The organism is Kineococcus sp. NPDC059986, assembly GCF_040702905.1.
Classification (GTDB): domain Bacteria; phylum Actinomycetota; class Actinomycetes; order Actinomycetales; family Kineococcaceae; genus Kineococcus.
On sequence record NZ_JBFBND010000029.1, the window covers coordinates 26,845 to 46,166 of the forward strand.

The window sequence follows — 19,322 nt, forward strand, 5'->3', positions numbered from 1 at the left end:
CGGCTACCGGTCACCTGCGGCCGCGGGGCGCCTCACGGGGCTTCCTGGGTGCTCCTCACCGACCGGGCCCTCGCGCTGCGGACGGCCCCGTCGATCAGGTTCTGGGCGACGAGTGACACCTTCAGGCCCTGCTTGCGGCTGATTTCCATCAACCGGTCGCGTGCTTCGGCGGCGGAGCAACCCGTCCGGGAACGCATCACCCCCATCGCCTGGTCGATGACCGCGCGGGTGCTCAACGCTTGCTGCAACTGCTCCGCGAGCCGCTGCGACGTGGCCAGGATCTGGGCGTTGTGGACGGAGACGGCCGCTGGGCCGGAATACGCCTCCCCGACCCGTACTGCCTCGGGGCCGAAGGCGTTCTTCTCGTGCGCGTAGACGTTCATCGCGCCCAGCACCTGGTCCCCCAGCAGCAACGGCAAGGACAGGGCGCTGTGGACACCCAGGCGACCTACCCGCGGCCCGAACCGGGGCCACCTCTCCTCACCACCCAGGGAACCCGCCACCTGGGTCCGGCCGGTGGCGACGGCCATCAGGCAGGGCCCCTCGCCGATGCCGTACTGCACGTCGTCGACCTGCTGGACGAAGTCCGCGGTCGCCACCACCGTCTGGGGCCGGTCCGCCTCCAGCATCGTCAACCCGGCCCCGTCCGCCCCCGGGATGGCGTGGACCGCGAACTCCGCGATGCGGGTCAGCGTGTCCCGGAGCGGTTGATGTCCGGTCAGCAACCTGGACAGGCTGATCAGACTGTCGTTGAGATCGTCCTCGGCCATCCGCGCCTCGATCCTCCAGAAGTGACGAGCGACCGCGCTGCGATCCTGCGGCGGACCCTACACTTGACGCCGACGGCGGTCGGCGCTGAGCGGAACCGCGTCAGGCCGTCACGGGCCCTACCGGACCATCCGGCGCGGCCGCCCGCTCGGCCGGCGTCCTCCGCCGCAGCCGCTGCCCACTCACGTGTTCCAACGAGAGACCGAACAGCTGCTCGCGGACCTCACCACTGTGCAGGCCGAGGTGCCCCCGCACTCCCACCGGGCCGGGCTCCTCGATGAGGTAGGCGGTTCCGAGGACGGTGACGCTCCAGCCGTTCTCACCCGACGGGTCGATCTGCTCGACGTGGAAGGCGATGACGTGGTCGCGAACGGCCCCCGCCACCTCCCCTCCGGCGTCTGCGACGAAGTTCAGGACACCGTCGGAGACCTCGTAGTCCAGGACCGTGACCGCCGGCATCGCCCGGGACGTGTGCAGAGCACGTCCCACCCCCGCCGAACCCAACAGTCGTCGGCCCTCGACCGCTCCGATCTCCCCCACCACGCGCATCCGGCAAGGCTGCCCTGCCCCGGTGTGGCAGCGGTAGGGAAGAACGTCCCCGCGCGCCGAGGCCGCCTGGTGGTTCTGGCAGTTCCGGAGTCAAGTGCGACCGAGGGGTCGGTCGGAGGCTCGCGGGTCCCGGGTTCACGGGGGTCCGGCCGGACCCGGGCGGATGCGCGGCAGCGGCACGAACCAACGGACCTCGGTACCTCCCCGGGTGCCGCCGCGGACGGATGCCCAGCCCCCCAGGACGCGAGCCCGTTCCCGCACGTTCGCGATCCCGGACGACGCGCCCAGGGAGGAGTCGGGCACACCGGCCCCGTCATCGGTGATCGTGACGGCCAGGCTGACACCGTCGACGATGGAGATGTCCACCGACGCCTGGCGCGCCCGTGCGTGTCGGGCGACGTTGGACAGCGACTCCCGCACGACGGCCGTCGTCTCGCGACGGAGCACGTCCGACAGGGTGCCCAGCCGGCCCTGGACGACCAAGCTCGGGCTGAAACCCAGCGCGGCGCCCGCATCGCCGAGGAGAGAATCGAGATCGGCGCGACCGTCCGGGTCGGTCTGCCGCTCCTGCAACGAGAAGGTGACGCGCCGAAGGTCCCTGATCGTGGCGTCGAGGCTGTCGACCGCCCGGTCCACCGCGTCCCCGGCGCCCGGGGCCACCGTCGCTGCCTGCAGCGACATCCCCACGGCGAACAGCCGCTGGATCACGTGGTCGTGGAGGTCCCTGGCGATCCGCAGCCTGTCCTGCGCCACCGCGTGCTCGACCCGGGTGCGGAACCGGCCGGCCAGCCGGTGCGCCGTGCCCACGTGATCGAGGAACATCACGGTGCTGCGACGGTCGAGGCGTCCCCGCCATCCGGGGTCGCGCAGCCACCCCACCGCCAGCACCACCCCCGGTCGCTGGTCCACCTCGGGGAGCACCACCGCGGCCCGCGCCACCTCCCAGCCCAGGACCTGCGGCGCCACGACGTTCGGGCCCACCAGCCCCTCCAGCGCTTCGCCCGCGGGGACGATCGTCGCCTCCCGCGTCCCGCGGGGGAGGTCGGGACCCGCCACGGAGCTGATTTCCACCAACCCCGTCCCGTCGTCGGCGAAGAGGACGAGGACATCGGCCCGCTCGAGGACACCCAGGGTTTCGAGCACGTCGTCCAGACCCGCCCGCACGTCCGTCCGGTCTCCGAGCAGCACGTCGGCGGCGTCAGCTGCGGCTACCGACCACCCGGTCCGGCGGGTGACGGAAGTCGCAGCGCCCGAGCCGATCCCGAGTTCCGGTGGACCGATCGGGACCAGCACGGGGTTCTCCGCCACCGCCACGTCAGCGGTCGTGACCGAGGTCGGCCTGGTGCTCATCACGTCGTCCTCCTCCGGGCGAGACCATCAGTGCCGCCTGGGTGCGACTGCGCAGGTGCAGCTTGTCGAACACGCTGGAGACGTAGTTCTTGACGGTCTTCTCCGCGAGGTTCATGGCGCCGGCGATGTCGCGGTTGCTGAGCCCGTCGGCGATGTGTCCCAGCACGCGACGTTCCTGGGTGGTGAGCGCGCCGAACCGTTCGTCCCCACCGAGCGGATCGTCCAACCGCAGCTTGACCCGCTCGACCTGGGCGCGATCGATGGTGGAGCCGCCCGAGGCCGCGAAGAGGACCGCCGCCGTGAGGTCCAGCGTGCGGGCCTCCTTGCGCAGGTACCCGACGGCACCGGCGAGGACGGCGGCGAGGAAGGCGTCGTCGTCGTCGAAGGAGGTGAGCATCAGGATCCGCGTCCGAGGTGAGATGGCCCGGGCCTGACGCGCCGCCTCGACCCCCGAGCCGTCGGGCAGCCGACCGTCGACGACGGCCACGTCCGGTTGCAGTCTCGTCAGCGCTTCCAACGCCTCGGCGACCGACCCCGCCTCCCCCACGACTCGCGCCCGACCCGAGGCCTCGAGGATCGCCCGCAGACCGGCCCGGACCACAGCGTGGTCGTCGACCAGCAGGACCCCGGGGACGGCGGTCACTGGGTGCCGCCACCGGAAGCACCCACCGGGGGCCGGACCGCCTTGCCGTCTCCCTCGTCGTCCGCCTCGAGCGGAGTCGCCCCGGCCACGCGGACGCGGTCGGGAACGACGATGACGGGGGTCAGGGTGTGCTGGAGGACGTTGCTGCTGGTGGATCCGAGGAGCATCGAGGCGAAGGCACCGTGACCACGGCTCCCCACGACGAGGAGGCGGGCGGTGAGGGCCGCCGTCACGAGGCCGTCGGAGGCGAACCCGTCGACCAGCAGGTCGGCACGCACCACCAGTCCCGGGTGGAGACCCGCCACGGCCCGGGCCACCTGATCGAGACGGTGGCGCTGATCGGCTTCCTGCCGCGTCGAGCGGGCGACGTATCGGGTGGGCTCGAACCCGACGGGGACGACGCCTTCGAGGAACCACGCGTGGACGACGAGGAGTTCCTCCCCGACCGCGCTCGCCTGCTCGGCCGCCACGGTCACGGCCTCGTCGGCCGCTGGAGACCCGTCGTAGCCGACGACGACACCTCGGGCGCCCGGCACGGGTTCGGCGTGGATGACCGCCGTGGGACAGCGGGAGTGGGCAGCGACGTGCATGCTGGTGGAGCCCAGGAGCGCGCCGGCCAACGTCCGTCGGCGCCGGGCCCCGGTGACGACCATCCGCGCGGTCTCGGACGCTCTGGTCAGGGCGAGACGCGGGTGGGTGTGCACGAGCCGGGTGTCGACCTCGAGGTCCGGGAACGTGGCCGAAACCGAGGCCCGGGCCTCCTCGAGCTCGGTGAGCGCGAGGGCGTCGAGCTCGCCCATCAGGTCGTCGGGGTACCAGGCGCCCATTCCTGCTGCGGTGGTGCTCGGGTACTGCAGGGCGCGGAGGATCTCCAGGGAACTCCCTGACCTCTGCGCCTGCGCACCGGCCCACTGGACGGCGGCGGCCGACGTCGCCTGCTCGGCGAGTCCTACGACGATGCGGTTCATGTCGTTCCCTTCTGAAGCGTCCCGCGCTCCGTCGAACCAAGACGCGGGAGGAGTTCGGGGTCGGCCACCGGTGGCGGTCCGAGGAGTCGAGCCGCCTCAGGCGACGGGTGCGGGTACGGATCCGTTCGGTACCGAGACGTCCACGGAGACCGGACGGGGAGTCGCCGTCGTCGCCGGCGTCGCCGACTCACCCGTCACGGGTGTCGCCGCGGGCGGCGCGTGGAGTTCGGACGCGTCATGCTCACGGGCCAGGAACGCCCCCAGTTCGGCGATCGTGCTCATCAGCGGCGCCGGGAAGACCACCGTCGTGTTCTTGTCGACCCCGAGTTCGACCAGGCTCTGCAGGTTGCGCAGCTGCAGGGCCAGCGGGTGGCGCACCATGATGTCGGAGGCCTCTCCCAGCGCCTGCGCCGCCAGGGATTCCCCCTCCGCGGCGATGATCTTCGCGCGCTTCTCGCGTTCCGCCTCGGCCTGGCGGGCCATCGCGCGTTTCACGCTGTCGGGGAGCTGGATGTCCTTCAGTTCCACCAGGGTGACGGCGACGCCCCACTCGACGGTCTGGACGTCGAGGATCTCGCGGATGTCGACGTTGATGCGGTCGGTCTCGGAGAGGGTCTCGTCCAGCGTGTGCTGGCCCACCACCTTGCGCAGCGTGGTCTGGGCGATCTGGTTGATCGCCGCGCGCACGTCCTCGATGGCCACGACGGACTTCTCGGCGTCCACGATCCGGTAGTAGGTGACGGCCGACACGTCGACGCTGACGTTGTCGCGGGTGATGATCCCCTGCGACTGGATCGGCATGGTCACGATCCGCAGGCTCACCCGTCGCAGGACGTCGACGACCGGCACGATCACGTGCAGGCCGGCGGAGCGGACCCCGACGACCCGGCCCAGGCGGAAGGGGACGCCTCGTTCGAACTGCTGGACGATCCGCAGCGAGAGGGCGGCGAGGAGGAGGAGCAGAACAGCGAGACCGACGAAGAGGGGGATCACGAGCGGTTCCTCACGTGGAGGTACCCGGGGTGTCCGGCGCGAGCGAACTGCTCACGGAAGGCGGCGAGTGGCAGCGTTTCCGTTCCGGACCAGCTGTTTCCCAGCCCGATGACCGTACGCTCCCGCCTGCCCGAGGACAAGCGGGGTCACGACCCCGTCGTCGCGACGGGACGTTCGCCCCGGGCCACGGGCCTCGTGACGTCCTACGGTGGTGATATTTCGTGACGCCACGGGGACCCAGCTGGGTCGGCGAGTCGCCGTCCCACCCACGCCGATCAGATCCTGATCGCAGACCTCGGAGGTCCGTTCGTGGTCACGCCACCCGGTCTGAGTCGATCAGCACCTTCCACGCGGGAGGCCGCGGCGTCCGCGTCGCGGACGCCGCGCGACGTGGTGTCCGAGCGCTGGCTCACCCTGGACCACCTGACCCTGGCCCTGCTGCGGCTGCGGGAGGACCACCTGCTCGCGCGGCCGCTGCACCCCACGGATCTGCTCCCGCCACCACGGGAACGGTGGGGCCGTTCCTCCCTGCAGAACCTGGTCCGTGCCCACGTCGAGCACCTCGTCCTGGCGGCGGGGTGCGCCCCGCTCGTCGTGGCCGACCACGCCGGCGACGTCATGGGGGACGTCGCAGCGGAGTTCCCACCGGTGTGGCCACCGGTGGACCCCGCCGGCGCGTCTGCGAAGCTCCGCGCGTGGGCGAGGCACCTCGATGAGCGTTCTCGACGGTCCGTGGCACTGCGGCGACGTGGATCGACCGTGCCCGAACCGGGGGATCTCGGGTACGCGGTCCTGCGGTGCTACGACGCGGTGGACCGGACGCCCGCACGGCTCGTGGTCCACGTCGTCAGTGACGTCCCGCCCTCGGCCTGCCCGTCAGCGGCGGGGTGGGTCGGAGGTCTCCCGCTCGACGCCCGGCGGAACGGGGTAGTGGTGACCGTGCTCGACCTGCCCCGGCACAGCGACGAAGCCCGCAGCGACGAGGCCGTCTGCTCGATGGTCAGGGCCCACGGCCGGGAGCCGCTGGTCCTGGACCTGGGCACGACGGAATCCCCCCACATGGAGATCACTGCGGCGTTGGAACGTGTTCTCGCCCAGACCTCCGCCCTCCGGGACGGATCGGCGACGGCGTCCCGTGCTCAGGGACGCACCACCCCGGGGGTCCGGGGGCCCGTCATCGTGCTGCGAACGCCTGCGGGCTGGGGTTCTTCGCACGTCGGCCGCGACCACGACGACCGGTGTGACCTCACCGGTCCCCCCACCCTCGACCCGGTCGACCTGCCGCGGGTGGAGGCCTGGTCGCGGTCCCACCGTCCCCGTGCGTCGTTCCTCCGCGAGGACGTTCCCGTGGAACCGGCGAGATGACGACGTCCCGGGACCGGTCCCGTCCCACGCGACTCCACCTGCCCCAGCGCCACCGCTCACCCGCGAACCAGGTGCGCCACGACGACCAACCGCTGTCGGCACGGGTCGCGGACAAGGTGACCGCCGTGTTCGGGTCGTGGTTCTTCATCGTGGCCCAGACCCTCCTGATCGTCCTCTGGCTGGGGTACAACGGCTGGGCTGCAGGACGCTGGGTGGTCGACCACGAGTTCGACCCCTACCCGTTCATCCTCCTGAACCTGTTGTTCTCGACCCAGGCCGCCTACGCGGCGCCGTTGATCCTGCTGAGTCAGAACCGGACCGCTGAACGTGACCGGGTCAAGGCGGAACACGACTTCGAGGTCAACGTCCTCTCCCTGCGCGCGCTGGCTGAACTGCTGGGGGACGTCCACGACGTCGCTCAGCAGCACTACCTCCTGGACCGGATCGCCGACCTGCTCGGTGATCCGGTCAGGGCCGAGGCATCCGTCCCGGGAGCCGAGGACGTGTCCGCGACCGCCTGATCCCGGACAGGGTGGTCGGGAGTTGCGTTCACAGACCTGCCGGTCCTCCAGGACGCCTGTCGCGAACCAGACGGAGACCCACAACCTCTTTCGGCCCCGTCCCGGCCGGCCGTGTCCCGTCGTCCCGACACGGTGTCGTGGTGGGGTGCACCGGCCCCCTCCGACCGGCCTCCGACGAGGAGGCTCAGGGCAGAACCGGCCGGGCGCGGGACCCGCCCCTGTCCACCTGGAGCGCCGTCGACGGCCGCGGCGCGACGGACGAGGACGAGCAGCCGGTCAACTCGTCGCGAACGCTGCCGGTCGAGGTCGTCGCGTCGGGCAGCGACCAGGGTCGCTCCAGCGAGGAGCAGCGTCAGCGCGAGGAAGGAGAGTGGCACGAAGAACGAGAGCAGAACAGACATGAGCGGTCCAGACGGGAGGAGACCCACCGAGGTCTCCGGCCGTGAGCGGCGTGCTCCCGGGGGGGCGGCGTGAGCGGCGATCCCGTTCCGAACTGGCTGTGACCCAGCGTGTTGCCGCTACGCCCGGGAACCCCGCGCGTCAACCTCGAGGATCGACACCCGCCCTCACGCGGACAGGGGTCGCACGTGCGGCTGGACCAGGTCGAGCGGCCCGTCCTGAGTGGCAGCCCGGTCCAGCACGGTCCGGTCGATGACTCCCTGGACACCCCGCACGCGGAAGACCGTGCGCTCTGCGACAGCACGTTCGAACGCCGCACGAACCGTTCAGTGCAGCGTCACCACCCTGTGGTCGACGACGAGGTCGATCGTGTCCGGGAGGTCCTCGTCCTGTTCCAGCGCGGATTCCGCGTCACGGGCGATGTCGGTGTCGGTGACCTGGGACCACGCCGTCCTGATCTGGACCTCCTGGGCGAGGGCTCGCACCCCCTCGACCCGGAGCACGGCCTCCGTGGCCGCCACCTTCTCCGCGTGGCTCCCGACCTCCCCCAAGATCGGCGCCACCCCGTCGACGACGGTCACGCCGAGGACGGTGGAGTCGACATCGGGAGCCCGGACGAACTCCCGGACCACGGACGCTTTGAGTTTCCCGTCGGTGGTGTCCCCGTGCCTCGTCATACCGACATGGTCTGCGCGGCGACTCCACCCCGTCAGAGGAGGAAGTCCCCTGATCCGGAAGAACCGGCAGGACGCTTCGACCACCACCCCGAGTCGGTGACCGCGAACCGCCGGCCGGAGACGGAGCCGCTCAGCCGGACGACGTTCGTCTTCGACCCGCCCTACCACGGAGCGACGGCCACGGGGCGGAGAGCCGACAACCCGGCCAGGTCCGTGATCGTCTCGGCTCGTCCCCGCAGCACGACGCTCCACGCCGTCCGGGGCCACGACCGCGACCCCGTGACGCCGTCGACCTCGTAGGCGATGTCGCGTCCGGACGTGGAGGCTCGGAGTTCCGCCCCGTCAGCCGTCCGGAGCACCAGACTGTCGTGGACGTCCGCGTGGTCGACCGCGTGGTTGACCGGGAAGATGTCGACCCTCCCGTCGTCGTCCACCACCGCGGGACGCCCGAAGGACGCGACCCTCAAGTACCTCCAGCACTCGCTCTCGTCGAGGTGGTCCACACCAGAACCCAGTACACGCCTGGCCGTGCTCGAGTTCTCCTCCATGGTGGAAGTGTTGCTGCCTCCGCGGGTGCTCACCAGGGGCGGAGGCCCCGGTCGTCCCCGCTCGGGTGTGCCGCAACGTGCCGAGCCGGAGCGAGGACCAGGCGAGCAGGGCCACCGGGATCGGGATCCAGAACTCGAGCAACCGCCAGCCGACGACGCCCAGCAGGGCGGTGTCCAGCGGAACGCCCAGGGCGCCGAACGCCGGGACCATGACGCTCTCCACGATGCCGAGTCCACCAGGGGTCACCGGCACCAACGCCAGGACCCCTCCCAAGCCGTAGACGGTCAGCAGGCCGGGGAGCCCCAGCCGGAACCCGAAGGCGCAGAGGACCACCCAGAGGGCGGCGGCGTCGAACAACCAGTTCAGCACGGCCCAGGAGATCGCGGTCACCGCACGCCGGGGGTCGGAGGAGAACTCAGCGAGGCGGGCGGCGATCGTGCGGAGGAAGGACTCGGCGACCCGCGCGTCGACGAGTCCCACGCGATCGACGACCGCCCTGACGATGGCCACAGCGCGGTCGATGTGGCCGGCGACGAGCCAGACGGCCGCGGAACTCGTCATCACCAGGACGACGACGCCCCCGACGGCGGAGCCGTACAACGCGTTCCCCCCGACGGCGGCGAGGGAGAGGACGAGTCCCACGGCGAAGACTGCCCCGAGCACCACGTTCGACCCCGTGGCCTGAATGGCCGCGGCGGTGAGTGCCTCCTGCTGGGGAACTCCCGCGCGGACCAGCAACCGGTAGCGGACGGCCGCGGCCACCACAGCTCCCCCGGGGGTGACGTGGCTGGCCCCGAGGTTGGTCAGATCGATCCGCAGCAGCGTCGCGTAGCGCGGGCCGCGCCGGCCGAGGACGGTTGCCGTCACGAGGGTGTTCGCCAGCAGGGACGCCATCTCCAGAGCGACCGCCGACCCCACGAGGACCAACGACACGCTCTCCAGGGAGCGCAGGGCGTCCACGGCCGCGGAGTACTGGGGCACCACCACCCGCCACAGCAGGACGGCGGCCACGACGGCGGGAACGGTGACGCGCAACCAGGCTGGTGGGTGCCCAGCCGGCGCCCGGACCAGGCCGGGGGTGGGTGGAGAGCACCGGTTCCCCCGGGCACCTCCCCCGTCGGGGTCACGGACCGATCGGGGCGGGGACGAACGGTGTGACGGCGCGGGCCGCCGCGCGCTGCGGTGGGTGCGGACCGCGCACGCCGACCTCGGAGGGGACGACCGCGACCGTCCGCCGCATCATCCAGGACAGCGCGGAGAACGCGACGCCGGGGAAGTCGAGCCGCCCCTCCCCGACGACGAGGAGTTCGGCGTGCCGGGACGCCCTCGTCGCCTCGGACGGGGTCACGACCAGCAGGGTGGTCTCCCGGACCCTGGCGAACTCCCGGGCTGCGGCGACGACGTGGTCGCTGTCGACGTCGGGATCGAGCACCGCGACCACGCCGGCGGCACCCCCGCGGAGGCGCTCAGGGACGACGACGACGGTGCACCCGGCGGAGGGGGCCCGGAAGGGCCGGCCATCGCTCCACCGGCCGGACACCAGGAGACCGTCGGATCCCGGCACGCCGAACTCGCCGCGGGCCGGGGAACGCCAGGTGAGGTCCCAGGTGAGCCGGACCGAGGGGTTCTTCTCCCCCACCGCGGCCTGCAGCTCCGTCATGTCGACGCGGCCCTGCCCGAGCCCGGCGACCGTTGGTTCCCCGGGGGGCTCGAGGAGCAGGACGTGCAGCCGGTCGGTCGTGGCCTCCGCGTAGCGCGCCGCCCAGAGGACCGCGGTCAGGTCGCGGGCCGTGTCGCGGACCACCACGACCACGGGCGACATGACCCGGACCACGGGGTTCGGAGTCGTACCGTCGCCGTCCACCGTCGCCTCAGGAGGTGACGTCGGCGACGACGGTGTGGGCTCGCGGGACCGGCCACGCCGCCCCCTCGAACTCCACGACCAGCCGGGCGGGAACTCGACCGGACAGCACGTCGGCCATGGCCGCGTCGAGGTCCTCCAAGCGGCGGCTCTGCGCCATCACCCTCGTCCTCCCGGCCGCGTGCAGGGCGAAGACCTCGCTGAGGTCCTGCCGCGTGCCGACGATGGACCCCACCACGGTGATGCCCTTGAGGACGGTCTCGAAGATCGGGATGGCCATCGTCTCCTTCCCCGGAAGCGCGACGCACACCAGCCGACCCCCGGGGCGGAGGGAGGCGAAGGCCTGCTCGAAGACCCGGGGTGAGGCGGCGAGGACGACGGCCACGTCGAGCCCCCCGAGCGCGGTGATCGCCGCGACCGGGTCCACGACCGCCGCGTTGACGACGTGCCGGGCGCCGAGTTCCTGCGCGAGGTCGAGCTTGACCTCCTCGACGTCGACGGCGAAGACGGTGCCCCCCAGGATCTGGGCGTACTGGACGGCGAGGTGGCCGAGGCCACCGATCCCGAAGACCCCGACGTTCTCGGTGGGGACGACGCCGGCCACCTTCAGCGCCTTGTAGGCCGTCAGGCCGGCGCAGCTGAGCGGCGCGGCGTCGAAGGAACTGATCCCGTCGGGGACGGGGACGACGTAGCCCGAGTTCGCCACGGCGTACTCGGTGAAGGCACCGTCCACGGAGTAGCCGCTGTTCTGCTGCGCCGGGCAGAGGGTCTCCCGACCGTCCACGCAGTACCGGCACCGGCCGCAGGCAGAACCGAGCCAGGCGATGGCGACCCGTTCACCGACCGTGCGGTCGCCGACCTGGTCACCCAGCTCCTCCACGATGCCGATGCCCTCGTGGCCCGGGATCACCGGCAGCACCGGCTGGACGGGCCAGTCCCCCTGTGCGGCGTGGATGTCGGTGTGACACAGCCCGCACGTCTCCAGCCGGACGAGGACCTGGTGCGGTCCCGGCCGGGGGATGGGGCGCTGGACGATCTCGAGCTGCTGCCCGAACGCGGTGATGACTGCTGCTTTCACGGAGTCGACCTCTCTGCGGTGGAACCGGGGTGTGGCTGGGGGTGCTTCTCAGCGCGCGAGGACGTCCAGCGCGCGCGCCAGGTAGGCGCGCTCGACCAGTACCTCGAACCTCGTGGGTTCGATCGTGCTGCGGGAGCGGAAGTCTCGTCGGCCACGGGTCATCCCGTAGCGGACGCAGGAGAGGACGATGCCGAACACCACGCCCCAGGCGACGCCGAACAGCATCGAGCGCAGCACGTCCTCCCCGCTCAGGAAGACGAGGAGCACCCCGACGAAGAGGCCGAACCACGCCCCGGAGATCGCCCCGGAGGCGACGGCGCGCGGCCAGTCCATCCGACCGGTGATCTGTTCCACCATCCGGAGGTCGGTTCCGACGATCTGGGTCCGCTCCACCTCGAAGTCCTGCCGGGCCAGCTCGTCGACCAGGGTCCGTGCCTCGGCGTAGGTGGTGTGAGCGCCCAGCGAGGCCTGCTCGAGACCGAAGGGGAGGTACGGCTGGACGAGGGCACTGCGCACGGCGGTCACCTGTTCGTGGGCCTCGACGGTCTCCGCGATGCTGCGGAGCCCACCGCCGGAGTCGCGGTTCCTCGTCGTCGGGTTCCTGACGACGTTCTGCCGCTTCGACTGCATCAGAGCCTGACGACGAGTTCGTCGTGCACGGCGGTCACCCCGGGGGCAGCCCAGCAGGCGTGTGCTGCGGTGCGATGTTCGGCGGCGGAGTGCACGAAACCCCGCAGAGTGACCGTTCCCTCCGCGTCGGTGGTGAGGTTGATCGCCTTGCTGTCGAGATCGGCGGAGCGGAGGAAGGCGGCGTGGATGCGGTTCGCCATGTCGGCGGGCGCCGGACCGGTCTTGATGGTCGTCGTGTTGCGGACACCGTGGACACCGCGCAGGTGTTCCACCGCGTGCTCCGCGGCCAGGCGCTGGAACTGCCACCGGGTCTCGCCGCTGAGGGTAAGGACCCGGTTGTCCACGACGACGTGCACGGTCTCCGGGACGTTGCCGGACGCCGCGAGGGCCGACTGTGCCTTCGCGGCGATGTCAGCGTCCGTCAACGTCCAGGGGCTCTTCACGGTGATCTCCTGGGCGACGGCGCGCACCCCGTGGACCCTCATCACCGCCTTGGCCGCTCGGACCTTCTCGGAGTAGCTGGTCACCTCTCCGAGCAGGGTCACGGTCCCGTCCGAGACCGCGACTCCGATCTTCGTGCTGTCGACGTCGGGAACCCAGCTGAGTTCCTCGACGACGGCGTCCTTGAGCTTGCTGTCCGTCGTGGTCCGGAGGTTCGTCATACCCGTGATCCTGGGTGCCGACAGGTCAGCCCGACAGGGCAGGAGGTCCCGTCAGGACGAGGCGGTGACGGACGTCGTGGCACGGGCGCGGCAGTCGGCGTCGAGAACTCCTGCTGCACGACACCGAGGCTCACGGGTGGTCGTCCCACGAACCAGATGCACACCCTCACGTCGAAACGGCGAGGCTGTCGCAGCCATCCGCGGTCGTCTTCGTTGCGGCGGGGCATCACCGGCGAGGCCAGCCACCTCGAGCCGAGAACTGAACGGCCCGCTGCGGATCCTGCCGTTTCACGTCTTGACCACACCGCGTCCCGTTCTCGCTGGAAAACTCCGCCTGCGGTCCTCCGTCGGCCGGTGGCGGCGCCGGTCACGAGGTCTTCTCATCGGTGGGAGCGGACGGCGCAGCGGGCCCGGTGAAACTCACCTCATGACGCTCGTGTCCCAGCGGCGCCTCCTTCCACGAGGGCTTGCGGACGCGGAAGACGAGCAGAGCCGCGCCGACGAAGAGGATCAGGCCGGCTGCGACCAGCGACACGTAGCCGACCGGGTTGCCCACCGGGAGCTGGGTGGGCGGGAAGAACGCGACCAGGAGGGAGAACGCGACGGCCAGGAAGCCGACGCCGGCGACGAGCCACATGCCGACCGTGCCACCAGGAATCCGGAACGCCCGGGGAAGGTGGGGCTGGGTGTAGCGGAGTCTGATCGCCGCCGCGTACATGAAGAGGTACATGACGATGTACAGGCTGATCGTGACCGTCGAGATGAGGAAGAACGCCGCGCTGACGTCGCTGGTGACCAGGTAGATCGAGGAGACGGCGGTGACGATGACCGCTTGGATCAGCAGGATGTTGCGAGGGACACCCTGCTCGTTGGTCTTCTGCATCAGTGGAGGGAGGAGACCGTCGTGAGCTGTCGCCAGCAGAGCCCTGCTCGGTGCGGAGATCCAGGCCAGTGCGCCACTGAGCGCTCCGTAGCAGACCAAGACGGACAGGATCTGGACGATCCAGTTGGCGTGCCAGAGTCCGACCAGGACGACGCCGAGGGCGTCGAAGACACCGGTCTGCAGGACGATGTCCTCGTAGGGGACGAGACCGGCGACGGCGATGGAGCCGAGCAGGAAGACGGCGACGGAGACGAGCGACGCGATCAGCATGGCGGCCGGGAAGCCACGCTTCGGGTTCTTCATGTCGCCGACGTGCACGGCCTGCGCCTCGACACCGGCGAACAGCAGCATGATGTTGCCGAGGAACGCGAGGGAGCCGAACCCGGCGAGGGCCGGCAGGATGCGCGGCACGCTCGACCCGTCGACCACGTGGGTCACGGCACTGTTCGTCGTGGTGTTCCAGCCGAGGGTGTGACCCGTCGCGACCCAGTAGACGAACAACACGACGAGGACGGCACCCGGCACGATGGTGCCGACGACGAAACCGTACTTCGCGACCTTGGCCAGGAGGGCGTTGCCCTTCAGCGCCAGCAGCGTGGCCAACCAGTAGCTGACGATGCAGAAGACGCCGACGTAGACGTGCGTCTCGGCGAGCCCGGCGGCGTTCAGCGCATAGGCGGCTGCAGCTGCGGCGAAGGCGAGCCCGGTGGGGTACCAGACGACGTTCTGGATCCACTGGAGCCAGACGCCGACGAAGCCCCACCGCTGACCGAAGGCCTCACCGATCCAGGTGTAGACACCTCCTCTGCGGTTGGAGAACGCACTCCCGAGTTCTGCGGACACGAGGGCCGCCGGGATGAGGAACAGGATCACGGCGAAGCCGATGTAGACGAACATCGTCCATTCCTCGGCGGCCATGACCGGGAGCCCCCGGAGGCTCGTCACGACGGCTGCGGCGGTCAGGAAACCCACCGTCGGAACGGACATGGTGGCGATGCTCTTCGCCGAAGGGGTGCGCCCGGGCTGCTCGTCCGCGGACGCCGCCGGCGGGCGGGTGTCGGATCGCGGACTCACGAGACGACCTTCTCGGTCGCGACGACGGCCGTGGCGGAGTGGTTGAAGGACGTGCCCTCATGGGAGGCGAGAGGACGCGACGGTGGCCGGAGATCCAGCTTCCGGACGGCCTTCTCGAGGTCGGCCAGCACGAGGTCGGCCATGTCGAGGCTCAGACCGTGGCGCACGATGACGCGTTGCAGGATCGTCTCCTGCTGGTCGGCCGGGAGCGTGTAGGCGGGCACCAGCCAGCCGCGAGCACGAAGTTCGTCGGCGAGGTCGAAGAGGTTCCAGGCGCTGTCGCCGCTGTCGCGGAGGGTCCAGGCCACAGCGGGGATGCCTCTGCGGGGGTCGCCGTCGGAGACGATGTCGAACCGGCCTGTCGCGTCCAGACCTGCAGCGATGTGCTGGGCGACGAGGTAGGTGGCGGACTGCACCTTGCGGTAGCCGTCGCGCCCGAGGCGCAGGAAGTTGTAGTACGAGGCGACGACCTGCCCACCGGGACGGGAGAAGTTGAGGTTGAAGGTCGGCATCTGGCCACCGAGGTAGTTGACGTTGAAGATCAGCTCTTCGGGGAGGTCGCTCGTCGTCCGCCAGATGACCCAGCCGCTACCCAGGGGCGCGAGGCCGGTCTTGTGGCCGGAGACGTTGATCGATTTGACGCGCGGAAGCCGGAAGTCCCAGAGGATGTCGGGTGCGCAGAACGGGGCGACGAACCCGCCGCTGGCCGCGTCGACGTGGATGTCGATGCTCTGACCCGTACGCGCCTCCAGGTCGTCGAGGGCCACGCTGATCGCAGCCACGTCCTCGAACTTCCCGGTGAACGTCTGACCGAAGGTGACGACGACTGCGATGGTGTTCTCGTCGAACCGGTCGAGCACCTGTTGCACGGTGAGGACGTGGTTCTCGTCCATCGCCGCCTGGCGGATCTCGACGTCGAAGTAGCGGGCGAACTTCTCCCAGCAGACCTGTACCGGGCCGCAGACGATGTTGGGCGACGCGGTCGACCTGCCCTCGGCGATCCCTCGCGCCTTCCAGCGCCACTTGGCCGCGAGACCGCCGAGCATGGCCGCTTCGCTCGATCCCGTCGTCGAGGTACCGAGCGTGGTCGCCGCCTCGGGAGAGTGGAAGAGGTCGGCGAGCATGTGGATGCAGCGCGTCTCGAGTTCGGCGGTCTGCGGGTACTCGTCCTTGTCGACGATGTTCTTGTCGAGGGAGTCGGCCATGAGCTGGCGCACCTCGGGTTCGACCCAGGTCGTGCAGAACGTGGCGAGGTTCATCCGCGCCACGCCGTCGAGCATCAGCTCGTCGCGGACGAGCTGGTAGATCTGCCGGGGCTCGTGCTCTTCCTGCGGGAAGCGGGTCTTGGGTGCGCGGGTAGTCATGGAGTCGGTGGCGAAGAGATCGTCCATCGATTCGTCCAGCGCGGCCGTTGCGGGCTTCGTCATGGACCAAGAGTCGCCCGGCCGGGGCGCCGCCCCCAGAGGAGAACGTCCCCCGGTGACCGAGATCGCACCGCTGGTGGTCGGTGACCACGGAGGACGTGAGGCGACCAGGTCCCGCCGTCACCGTGGTTACCGTCCCAGCCCACCGACGGGCGTGCTCAGCCCCGTCCTTCCCTCGACGCGTCCCAGGTCCAGTCGCGGATCTCGGGAAGGTCCTCGAAGTGCTCACGGACGTAGCTGTGGTGGTCCCGCAGCCGCTGCTCGCAGAAGTCCGCGAGCTCCGCTCCGCCGGGGAGCAGGTCCCCCACGCGTTCCAGGACGGCGAGGACCAGGTGAAACCGGCTCATCCGGTTCAGGACCACCATGTCGAACGGCGTCGTCGTGGTCCCCTGCTGTTCGAAACCCCGCACGTGGAACCGCTGCGGTGCGGGACGCCCGTGCAGCAGCTGGTGAACCGCGCGGGGGTAGCCGTGGAAGGCCATGACCACTTCGGTGCGGTCGCCGAAGAGGGCGCGGAAGTGCTCCTCGTCGAGGCCGTGCGGGTGCTCCTGCCGGGGCAGCAGGGCCATGAGGTCCACGACGTTGACGAAGCGCACCCGCAGGCTGGGGGCACGATCGCGCAGGATCTCGGCCGCGGCCAGGGCCTCCTGGGTCGGGACGTCACCCGCGCACGCCAGGACCACGTCGACCTCACCGTCCGCGGCTGCACCGCCCGGGTCGTTACCGGCCCACGTCCACGCCGACGCTCCGGCGGCGCAGTGATCCTCGGCCTCGGCGAGGGTGAGGTACTGCAGGTGCGGCTGCTTGTCGGCCACGACGAGGTTCACGTGGTCGGTGCTGAGCAGGCAGTGCCGCGCGATGGCGAGCAGGCAGTTCGCGTCCGGCGGCAGGTAGACCCGCGCGACTCCCGGAGCCAGCGGCAGGACGGTGTCGATGAGCCCTGGACCCTGGTGGCTGAACCCGTTGTGGTCGTTGCGCCAGCAGGTGCTGGTCAGCAGCACGTTCAGTGAGGAGACCGGTTCGCGCCAGGGCACGTCGACGCTGTGCTGCAACCACTTCACGTGCTGGACGAGCATGGACGCACTCACCATGGCGAACGCCTCGTAGGTCGCGAAGAACCCGTGCCGGCCGCTGAGGACGTAGCCCTCCAACCACCCTTCGCACAGGTGCTCCGAGAGGACCTCCATGACCCGTCCGTGCGGGCTGATGCCGTCCTCCCCCGGCTCGGCCGCCGCGAAGCAGCGGTCCGTGGCCTCGAAGACCGCATCCAGCTTGTTCGACGCGGTCTCGTCCGGGCAGAACAGCCGGAACGTCCCGCCGCCGTCGGGTGTCGTGGTCCGCCGGTAAACGTCGCGGAAGAGCTCACCGAGGGGGTGGGTCGTCGGGGCGAACGCCGCACCCGGCCGCTGCACCTCGACGGCGTAGTCGCGCAGGTCGGGCAGGTCCAGCGGGCGCCGGAGGCGACCACCGTTGGCGTAGGGCGAGGCGCCGGGTCGGAGATCACCCTCCGGGGCCAGCGCCTTGACGTCGGGCGCCAGACGACCATCACCGTCGAACAGTTCCTCCGGCCGGTAGGACCGCAACCACTCCTCCAGGAGCGCGAGGTGCGCCGGGTTCTCCCGGACACCGGCCAACGGCACCTGGTGGGCGCGCTGGGTCCCCTCGATCGGCACGCCGTCCACGACGGCCGGTCCGGTCCACCCCTTGGGGGTGCGCAGGACGATCGCGGGCCACCGCACCTGAGCGCCGACACCGGAGAACCCGCTGCCGGAACCGGCCCGTGCTGCGTCCTGGACGGCGCGGATCCGGTCGTGAGCTCCGGCCAACGCCGCCTCGAGGTCGGCGAAGACCGCCGCAGGTTCGTGGCCGCTCACCACCACCGGGTCCCAGCCCTGGGAGTGCAGGTAGGAGCACACGTCGGCGTCGCTCTGACGACCCATGACGGTGGGTCCGGAGATCTTGTACCCGTTCAAGTGCAGGACGGGCAGGACCGCTCCGTCGCGCCGCGCGTCCAGGAAGGCCGGCAGTCTCCAGGAGGCCGCCAATGGCCCGGTCTCGGCCTCGCCGTCACCGACGACGCAGCAGACCAGGAGGTCCGGGTGGTCGATGGCCGCCCCAGCCGCGTGCGCGAGGGCGTAGCCGAGTTCGCCGCCCTCGTGGATGCTTCCGGGGGTCTGGACACTGACGTGACTGGGGATCCCGCCCGGTGTCGAGAACTGCCGCGCCAACCGGCGCAGGCCTGCGGTGTCCTCCGTGACGTCGGGGTAGAACTCCGAGTAGCTGCCCTCCAGGTAGGTGTTCGCGACCAGGGCGGGTCCGCCGTGTCCTGGTCCGGTGACGTAGAGCACTGGGGTACCCGTTCGACGGATCAGCCGGTTGACCTGCACGTAGAGGGCCGAGAGACCGGGGCTGGTCCCCCAGTGCCCGAGGAGACGCGGTTTGACCTGCGCGACGGTGAGTGGTTCGCGGAGGAGGACGTTGTCCTGCAGGTAGATCTGCGCCGCTGTGAGGTAGTTGGCCGCAGCCCACCACCGCAGGTCGCGATCGATGTCCTCACTGCTGTACCTGACCGTTGGAGCATCGACGACCGTCACGGGACCTCCAGGAGTGGGGTGACGAACCGCCCGGCACGGTGGTGGCGGGCGTTCGACGATGGGTTTCGCACGAAACGCGCCCGCAGGCCCACGACAGAAGGCCCATCGTTCGACAACGATCGCCAGTCGACCGCGGACAACGCGTCAGCTCGGCGAGCGGGAGGCGATCGAACGCTCTCCCGCTACGACAGATCCCCGAGGGCGCCCGGCTCGAGCTCCTGCTCACGGAAGGCGGCACATCGCAGCGTTCCCGTTCCGGGCCGGCTGTTTCCCAGCAGCTCGAAGCTACGCCCCCACCTCGTGGTGGTCAACCGTCGCACCGGGGTGATCGAGC

General features: G+C 70.7%; 18 protein-coding genes. 2 read left to right on the forward strand and 16 right to left on the reverse strand.

What is annotated here, in order from left to right:
• Window positions 1-32 precede the first annotated feature (32 nt).
• The 6 genes from AB0637_RS18730 to AB0637_RS18755 form a co-directional block, all read right to left on the reverse strand.
• The gene (locus AB0637_RS18730) at window positions 33-770 is read right to left on the reverse strand and encodes a GAF and ANTAR domain-containing protein (protein WP_366174184.1); all 738 of its coding nucleotides are present in this window, start codon (window positions 768-770) and stop codon (window positions 33-35) included.
• 100 nt (window positions 771-870) lie between these two features.
• The gene (locus AB0637_RS18735; RefSeq protein ID WP_366174186.1) at window positions 871-1,317 is read right to left on the reverse strand and encodes a pyridoxamine 5'-phosphate oxidase family protein; all 447 of its coding nucleotides are present in this window, start codon (window positions 1,315-1,317) and stop codon (window positions 871-873) included.
• Between the two features lie 135 nt (window positions 1,318-1,452).
• Window positions 1,453-2,667, reverse strand: coding sequence for a histidine kinase (locus tag AB0637_RS18740; RefSeq protein ID WP_366174188.1), 1,215 nt, complete (start codon window positions 2,665-2,667; stop codon window positions 1,453-1,455).
• Window positions 2,633-3,310 carry a response regulator transcription factor gene (locus AB0637_RS18745; protein ID WP_366174190.1) on the reverse strand — a complete coding sequence of 226 codons (678 nt, stop codon included), beginning with the start codon at window positions 3,308-3,310 and terminating at the stop codon, window positions 2,633-2,635. Before AB0637_RS18745 ends, AB0637_RS18740 begins: the two co-directional genes overlap by 35 nt.
• On the reverse strand, window positions 3,307-4,278 hold the full coding sequence (locus AB0637_RS18750; protein ID WP_366174192.1) for a universal stress protein: 972 nt from the start codon (window positions 4,276-4,278) through the stop codon (window positions 3,307-3,309). Before AB0637_RS18750 ends, AB0637_RS18745 begins: the two co-directional genes overlap by 4 nt.
• 96 nt (window positions 4,279-4,374) lie before the next feature.
• Window positions 4,375-5,268, reverse strand: coding sequence for an SPFH domain-containing protein (locus tag AB0637_RS18755; RefSeq protein ID WP_366174222.1), 894 nt, complete (start codon window positions 5,266-5,268; stop codon window positions 4,375-4,377).
• A gap of 393 nt (window positions 5,269-5,661) precedes the next feature.
• Between AB0637_RS18755 and AB0637_RS18760 the strand changes: the two genes are divergently transcribed.
• Both AB0637_RS18760 and AB0637_RS18765 read left to right on the forward strand, forming a co-directional pair.
• Window positions 5,662-6,636 (forward strand): hypothetical protein, encoded by a 975-nt coding sequence (locus AB0637_RS18760; RefSeq protein ID WP_366174194.1) that lies wholly within the window; start codon window positions 5,662-5,664, stop codon window positions 6,634-6,636.
• A 125-nt stretch (window positions 6,637-6,761) separates the two neighbouring features.
• Window positions 6,762-7,157: a DUF1003 domain-containing protein gene (locus AB0637_RS18765; protein ID WP_366174196.1), complete on the forward strand. Its 396-nt coding sequence runs from the start codon at window positions 6,762-6,764 to the stop codon at window positions 7,155-7,157.
• A 725-nt stretch (window positions 7,158-7,882) separates the two neighbouring features.
• Here AB0637_RS18765 and AB0637_RS18770 read toward each other — a convergent pair.
• The 10 genes from AB0637_RS18770 to AB0637_RS18815 all read right to left on the reverse strand — a co-directional run bounded on the left by AB0637_RS18770 (window position 7,883) and on the right by AB0637_RS18815 (window position 18,988).
• Window positions 7,883-8,320, reverse strand: coding sequence for a BON domain-containing protein (locus AB0637_RS18770; RefSeq protein ID WP_366174198.1), 438 nt, complete (start codon window positions 8,318-8,320; stop codon window positions 7,883-7,885).
• 74 nt (window positions 8,321-8,394) lie between these two features.
• Window positions 8,395-8,670: a pyridoxamine 5'-phosphate oxidase family protein gene (locus tag AB0637_RS18775; protein WP_366174200.1), complete on the reverse strand. Its 276-nt coding sequence runs from the start codon at window positions 8,668-8,670 to the stop codon at window positions 8,395-8,397.
• Entirely contained in the window at window positions 8,576-9,817 is a 1,242-nt protein-coding gene (locus AB0637_RS18780) for a YbhN family protein (protein ID WP_366174202.1), read from the reverse strand. The genes AB0637_RS18775 and AB0637_RS18780 overlap by 95 nt, the downstream gene beginning before the upstream one ends.
• An 88-nt stretch (window positions 9,818-9,905) precedes the next feature.
• The gene (locus AB0637_RS18785) at window positions 9,906-10,604 is read right to left on the reverse strand and encodes a hypothetical protein (protein ID WP_366174203.1); all 699 of its coding nucleotides are present in this window, start codon (window positions 10,602-10,604) and stop codon (window positions 9,906-9,908) included.
• A gap of 49 nt (window positions 10,605-10,653) precedes the next feature.
• Window positions 10,654-11,721, reverse strand: coding sequence for a zinc-dependent alcohol dehydrogenase (locus AB0637_RS18790; protein ID WP_366174204.1), 1,068 nt, complete (start codon window positions 11,719-11,721; stop codon window positions 10,654-10,656).
• Window positions 11,722-11,769: 48 nt separating this feature from the next.
• Window positions 11,770-12,351: a general stress protein gene (locus AB0637_RS18795; RefSeq protein ID WP_366174205.1), complete on the reverse strand. Its 582-nt coding sequence runs from the start codon at window positions 12,349-12,351 to the stop codon at window positions 11,770-11,772.
• Window positions 12,351-13,013 (reverse strand): BON domain-containing protein, encoded by a 663-nt coding sequence (locus AB0637_RS18800; protein WP_366174206.1) that lies wholly within the window; start codon window positions 13,011-13,013, stop codon window positions 12,351-12,353. The genes AB0637_RS18795 and AB0637_RS18800 overlap by 1 nt, the downstream gene beginning before the upstream one ends.
• A 367-nt stretch (window positions 13,014-13,380) precedes the next feature.
• Window positions 13,381-14,970, reverse strand: coding sequence for an amino acid permease (locus AB0637_RS18805; protein ID WP_366174207.1), 1,590 nt, complete (start codon window positions 14,968-14,970; stop codon window positions 13,381-13,383).
• Window positions 14,967-16,397 (reverse strand): glutamate decarboxylase, encoded by a 1,431-nt coding sequence (locus AB0637_RS18810; RefSeq protein WP_366174208.1) that lies wholly within the window; start codon window positions 16,395-16,397, stop codon window positions 14,967-14,969. The genes AB0637_RS18805 and AB0637_RS18810 overlap by 4 nt, the downstream gene beginning before the upstream one ends.
• 155 nt (window positions 16,398-16,552) lie before the next feature.
• The gene (locus tag AB0637_RS18815) at window positions 16,553-18,988 is read right to left on the reverse strand and encodes a phosphoketolase family protein (RefSeq protein WP_366174209.1); all 2,436 of its coding nucleotides are present in this window, start codon (window positions 18,986-18,988) and stop codon (window positions 16,553-16,555) included.
• Between the last annotated feature and the right edge of the window lie 334 nt (window positions 18,989-19,322).

What these genes read in the sequence shown, in the direction of transcription:
- AB0637_RS18730 (WP_366174184.1), bottom strand. Translation starts at nt 770, where the DNA reads ATGGCCGAGGACGATCTCAACGACAGTCTGATCAGCCTGTCCAGGTTG.
- AB0637_RS18735 (WP_366174186.1), bottom strand. Translation starts at nt 1,317, where the DNA reads ATGCGCGTGGTGGGGGAGATCGGAGCGGTCGAGGGCCGACGACTGTTG.
- AB0637_RS18740 (WP_366174188.1), bottom strand. Translation starts at nt 2,667, where the DNA reads ATGAGCACCAGGCCGACCTCGGTCACGACCGCTGACGTGGCGGTGGCG.
- AB0637_RS18750 (WP_366174192.1), bottom strand. Translation starts at nt 4,278, where the DNA reads ATGAACCGCATCGTCGTAGGACTCGCCGAGCAGGCGACGTCGGCCGCC.
- AB0637_RS18785 (WP_366174203.1), bottom strand. Translation starts at nt 10,604, where the DNA reads ATGTCGCCCGTGGTCGTGGTGGTCCGCGACACGGCCCGCGACCTGACC.
- AB0637_RS18795 (WP_366174205.1), bottom strand. Translation starts at nt 12,351, where the DNA reads ATGCAGTCGAAGCGGCAGAACGTCGTCAGGAACCCGACGACGAGGAAC.
- AB0637_RS18800 (WP_366174206.1), bottom strand. Translation starts at nt 13,013, where the DNA reads ATGACGAACCTCCGGACCACGACGGACAGCAAGCTCAAGGACGCCGTC.
- AB0637_RS18810 (WP_366174208.1), bottom strand. Translation starts at nt 16,397, where the DNA reads ATGACGAAGCCCGCAACGGCCGCGCTGGACGAATCGATGGACGATCTC.